This window comes from Stutzerimonas stutzeri SDM-LAC (assembly GCF_000235745.1).
GTDB classification, from domain to species: Bacteria; Pseudomonadota; Gammaproteobacteria; order Pseudomonadales; family Pseudomonadaceae; genus Stutzerimonas; species Stutzerimonas stutzeri_H.
Genome location: NZ_AGSX01000015.1, coordinates 1 through 4,366 on the forward strand (window position 1 = coordinate 1; position 4,366 = coordinate 4,366).

A 4,366-nucleotide genomic window follows, 5' to 3' on the forward strand; every position below is an offset into this window, starting at 1 on the left:
GTCGGGAGTAGTGCGCTTGTTCTTGTCGGTGGTGTAGAAATGGCCGGTACCGGCGCTGGACACCAAACGGATCAGGGCACGCATGATAGTTCTCCTTAAACCTTTTCGCCGCGAGCGCGGAGTTCAGCCAGAACGGCGTCGATGCCGCGCTTGTCGATAACGCGCATGCCTTTGGCAGTCAGGCGCAGACGTACGAAGCGGTTCTCGGACTCGACCCAGAAGCGATGATGCTGCAGGTTCGGTAGAAAACGACGACGGGTTTTGTTGTTCGCGTGGGAAATGTTGTTCCCGGTTACCGGACCCTTACCGGTAACTTGACAGACTCTCGACATGCCTCAGCCCTCTAAAACCACATGCCCAACCCGGCATGGGTTGGCCGCTTGAATTCAATTGTCATTTGGCGCTCAGCGCCGCGTTTCGTTGGGGTCTTACCGGCTACGCGGCAAGCGAAGAAACCGGGCCCCTAGAAAAGAGCGCTGCTTTATATCAGAAAGCCCCCCAGGCAACAAGCGCAGTGTGGCTTTACAGCGTCGATACTCACTGCCTCGATTCCTTCACGGGCCAAGCCTGGCGAGGCCTGCCGCGGTAAACCGTTCGTCGCCTGCGCATCGGCTCACTTTATATAGTGAGAACAATCAGAGCCGTCAGTTGCAACGAACTGGCCTGGCAGGGCTACCGGACTGTCATCGTGTCGCTGTAAATCCTCTCCTGCCTGCGACGCGATGAGAGCACCGTATTTTGTCGCCCAGCCTCACATTAAAGCGAACAATGGTTTTGCTGTGCGAAATGCAGAACCGTTATTTTCAGCTATGATGACCCAACTGGCGCTAAACGACCATGGTCGAGGAAAGCCACCGTTGCAACTTGCGCAATCGCTGAAGCCCCCTGCCGAGCCATGGGCGATCTGCTATCGTGCGCGCCGCCGCCCTACCACCGGACAGACCGACACCACCATGAGCGACATCGAAGACACCGATATTCCCAAGGACCGCAAATTCGTCGAAGCGCTATCGCGCGGGCTGGATGTGCTGCGTGCCTTCACCCACGGTTCGGTGGTGATGGGCAACCAGGACATTGCGCGCATCACCGGGTTGCCCAAACCAACGGTGTCGCGCATGACCTACACCCTGACCAAGCTCGGTTACCTCAGCTACTCGCCGCAGCTGGAAAAGTACCAGCTCGACTCCGGCGTACTGGCGCTCGGTTATGCCTACGTCTCCAATCTGCGCGTGCGCCAGCTGGCCAAGCCATACATGGACGAGTTCTCGCGTCGCACCAACACATCCGTGGGCCTCACCTGCCGTGACCGGTTGTCGATGATCTATATCGAAAACTGCCGGCCGGCTGAGGTTTCCACACTGCGCATGGACGCGGGTGTGCGCCTGCCGCTGGCCACCACGGCAGCAGGCCGCGCCTTTCTCGCCGGCACTCCGGAAAAGGAGCGTGCGCATTTGATGGCGGCGCTGGAAGCCAAATACGGCGACGAGTGGACCACGATGGAGCAGTCCCTTGGAAAATCCTTCGCCGAGTTCCGCCAGCACGGCTTCTGCCTGTCGCTCGGCGACTGGGACCGCAACGTGATGGCCGCTGGCGTACCGCTTCATCTGGCCGACGGCAGCATCATGGCGCTGACCTGCGGCGCGCCCTCGTTCCAGCTCAGCGAAGAAACCCTACGGGGCTCACTGGCGCACCAGTTGGAAATGCTCGCACGCGATATCGAAAGTCTGGGCGTCTGATCATTGGCCAAGTGGCACCCAGTCAAGCGGGAAGCGTAGGCTGCACCGACCTTTCGCTCATCGACTCCGCAAAGATGCCGATCGGTCTGCCGTCACTGCGCCCTGACGCTGGCCCAGGCGATGTCCGCAAGCAATTCGCGGCAATCCGCCAGCGCCGTGCGTGAACGTCCGGCCAGCCAGTTACGGGCCATGTCGTGGCAGGGCCCGATCACCACGGCCAGAAAGCAATCGCCCGGCATCCGGCGAAAGGCACCGCTATCACGGTGCCGGCGCAAGATTGCGCTCACCCGCTCGCCATGGGCCTGATTGACCTCGCGCAGTCGTTCCCCCATCTCACCGGCCTCGACCCGCCCACGGTTGTGCAGAACGAAGCGTGCCCAGTCCGGGTTTTCCACGACCCAATCGATGTAGCTGGCGACGAACAATTTGACGCACGCCTCGGCATCCAGCGTATCGATCAGTCCGGCTTCCAATCGCGCGGCGTATTCACCAATGCCTTCCAGATACAGCGCCGCAATGATCCGCTCGCGGTTACCGAAATGGTGGTACAGGCTGCCGATGCTCGCGCCGGAACGGTCTCGGATCATTTCGATGGTGGTCGCCTCTACCCCGGACTCGGTAAAGCAAACGAGCGCGGCCTGAAGAATTTCTTGCTTGCGACTACTTCGAGCCATCCGATCTCCGACTAGAATAATGTTCTAGAATTAATTTCTGCTGCTCGTATACTGCACCGATCCAGGCATTACAAAAAGACCGGAGAACAGGCATGGCGACGATACAGGCGGAAGCACGCTCGATCGACAACGGCAACGACCATCAATTGGCGAGCTGTTGGTATCACCCTGAGGGCAGGCCACGCGGCGCCGTGCTGATCGCTCCAGCAATGGCGGTGAAGCAAGACTTCTATACCCATTTCGCCAGTTGGCTCGCCAGCCAGGGATTTCTGGTGGTGACATTCGACTACCTCGGCATGGGCCAGTCCTGCCATGTCCCTTTACGCCAGCTTGAGGTGGATATTCTCGACTGGGCCCGTCACGACTGCAGCGCGGTGCTCGCTGCCGTGGTGGAAGCTGCTGGCGAGCTGCCGGTCTACTGGATCGGCCACAGCGTCGGCGCGCAAATTCTGCCCCTGGTGCAAGGCCATGAGCGGCTCACCCGTATCGTGACCATCGCCGCAGGCAGCGGTTATTGGCGCGAGAACAGCCCACAGATTCGCCGCCAGGCATGGTTGCTTTGGCATGGATTGGCACCGCTGCTTACGTCTCTGTTCGGCTACTTCCCCGGTGGCCGTATCGGGGCAGTCGGTGACCTGCCGGCCGGCGTGATCCGCCAGTGGCGTCGCTGGTGCCTGCATCCCGAGTACCTAGTTGGCGTCGAGGGCGAACCCATGCGGCGCGCGTTCGCCGAAGTACAGACGCCGCTGACATCCCTGTCATTTACCGACGACGAGATGATGTCAGCGCGCAGTACCGAATCGCTGCATGGCTTTTATACCGGCGCATCGAAACTGATGCGCCGCATCGCCCCGGACGAAGTCGGCGCCGATCGCATCGGCCATTTCGGGTTCTTCCGCCGAGCCTTCGCACCGACGCTTTGGGCGAACTATCTGCTGCCGGCGCTGGAGCAGGACGACAGCGATCAAAATGACGCGCTGGCCGCGGTGAGATAGGCAATATGCGGCGTGGCAACAAATCCTGCAGATCCTCGAAGCGAAGCGGCTCTTTCTTCAACGTGTGGTGAACGTTGGCGCGGTAGTCATGGATACAGACCTCCCGCGTCCAGGGCAATCCAGAGTACCGCCATGCTGGGCGCGGCGACGAACTGCTCGAGCGCATCGAGACGCGGGCTCGCAAGCTGGGGCCGAAAACCCTGTTCGTGCTCACCATCCGCACGGCGCACTGGTTTCGCGAGCGCGACATCGAGCCCGGCGGTGTCGAGCGACTGCCGGCCGCATGGGCCTCGCTTTATAACTTCCAGCGCAACTCGGAGATTTGCGAAAAGGCGCTCTGAGGCATACCTGTCAAGGACAGAAGTACCAGTGGGAGCGGTCTTGACCGCGAATGGCTGTGCGGCAGGGCCCGGGTTGTTCGCGGTCAAGACCGCTCCCACAAGACCGCTACAAACACCGCTCCCACGAACCGCTTCACGCAGCGCCCGCGCAGGGCGGGTAGAACTCACTGAGGCAATCCATCACCACCGATCGGCGTCGCGCCACGTGCGGCGAAGATTGGGTCGATGCTTTCCGCAAGTGGTGGCTAAAGCACACTCTACTGGTATTAGCGAGGTCCTTGCGCATCTGGGCCAACGCATTGGGCGCGATGCCGGTCACCCGACCATCTTCCGCCGCGCCCAGGATCAGCGTGCCGCCGTGCTGGTTGAGAAAGGCGCAGATGGTTTCCTAGATACCGCGATTCAGCGCCTCGCGGGTGCGCTTGAATTCGACCATCAGGCCTTCACCGTCGCGCAGCAGGCGGGCCAGATGTTTGGGCGTCTCCGAATCGCCAGCAAGCTGGCTCCTACGTAGAACAACGGTGCAGCCCAAGCCTAGGGCTTAGCGGAGAAGCCGCCCGTCCGCGCGTAGCCCCCCAAAGGTGCCTAAAAAAAGACCGGGCCATAGGGCCCGGGCGTGG

7 protein-coding genes and 1 pseudogene are annotated in these 4,366 nt (G+C 61.1%); 4 read left to right on the plus strand and 4 right to left on the minus strand.

The window, feature by feature from the left end; genetic code table 11:
- The coding region (gene rpmG / locus PSTU_RS20300) for a 50S ribosomal protein L33 (protein ID WP_019339372.1) at positions 1-84 on the minus strand (84 nt) is incomplete at its 3' end.
- 11 nt (positions 85-95) lie between these two features.
- Positions 96-332, minus strand: coding sequence for a 50S ribosomal protein L28 (rpmB, locus tag PSTU_RS0101990; protein WP_019339373.1), 237 nt, complete (start codon positions 330-332; stop codon positions 96-98).
- 621 nt (positions 333-953) lie between these two features.
- Here rpmB and PSTU_RS0101995 point away from each other — a divergent pair.
- The gene (locus PSTU_RS0101995; protein ID WP_029404574.1) at positions 954-1,736 is read left to right on the plus strand and encodes an IclR family transcriptional regulator; all 783 of its coding nucleotides are present in this window, start codon (positions 954-956) and stop codon (positions 1,734-1,736) included.
- A gap of 92 nt (positions 1,737-1,828) precedes the next feature.
- Here the strand turns inward: PSTU_RS0101995 and PSTU_RS0102000 are convergent, their stop codons facing one another.
- On the minus strand, positions 1,829-2,410 hold the full coding sequence (locus PSTU_RS0102000; RefSeq protein WP_019339375.1) for a TetR/AcrR family transcriptional regulator: 582 nt from the start codon (positions 2,408-2,410) through the stop codon (positions 1,829-1,831).
- Between the two features lie 92 nt (positions 2,411-2,502).
- On the opposite strand from PSTU_RS0102000, the gene PSTU_RS0102005 reads away from it, so the two are divergent.
- Positions 2,503-3,405, plus strand: a complete 903-nt coding sequence (locus tag PSTU_RS0102005; protein ID WP_019339376.1) for a serine aminopeptidase domain-containing protein — start codon at positions 2,503-2,505, stop codon at positions 3,403-3,405.
- A gap of 116 nt (positions 3,406-3,521) precedes the next feature.
- Positions 3,522-3,746: pseudogene (locus PSTU_RS21140) on the plus strand (amino-acid N-acetyltransferase); the annotation flags it as partial.
- 133 nt (positions 3,747-3,879) lie between these two features.
- Here PSTU_RS21140 and PSTU_RS22250 read toward each other — a convergent pair.
- Entirely contained in the window at positions 3,880-4,089 is a 210-nt protein-coding gene (locus tag PSTU_RS22250) for a hypothetical protein (protein WP_413771551.1), read from the minus strand.
- Here PSTU_RS22250 and PSTU_RS21925 point away from each other — a divergent pair.
- Positions 3,988-4,260, plus strand: coding sequence for a hypothetical protein (locus PSTU_RS21925; protein ID WP_237709824.1), 273 nt, complete (start codon positions 3,988-3,990; stop codon positions 4,258-4,260). The two genes, PSTU_RS22250 and PSTU_RS21925, sit on opposite strands and share 102 nt — an antisense overlap.
- Positions 4,261-4,366 lie beyond the last annotated feature (106 nt).

What these genes read in the sequence shown, in the direction of transcription:
- rpmB (WP_019339373.1), bottom strand. Translation starts at nt 332, where the DNA reads ATGTCGAGAGTCTGTCAAGTTACCGGTAAGGGTCCGGTAACCGGGAAC.
- PSTU_RS0101995 (WP_029404574.1), top strand. Translation starts at nt 954, where the DNA reads ATGAGCGACATCGAAGACACCGATATTCCCAAGGACCGCAAATTCGTC.
- PSTU_RS0102000 (WP_019339375.1), bottom strand. Translation starts at nt 2,410, where the DNA reads ATGGCTCGAAGTAGTCGCAAGCAAGAAATTCTTCAGGCCGCGCTCGTT.
- PSTU_RS0102005 (WP_019339376.1), top strand. Translation starts at nt 2,503, where the DNA reads ATGGCGACGATACAGGCGGAAGCACGCTCGATCGACAACGGCAACGAC.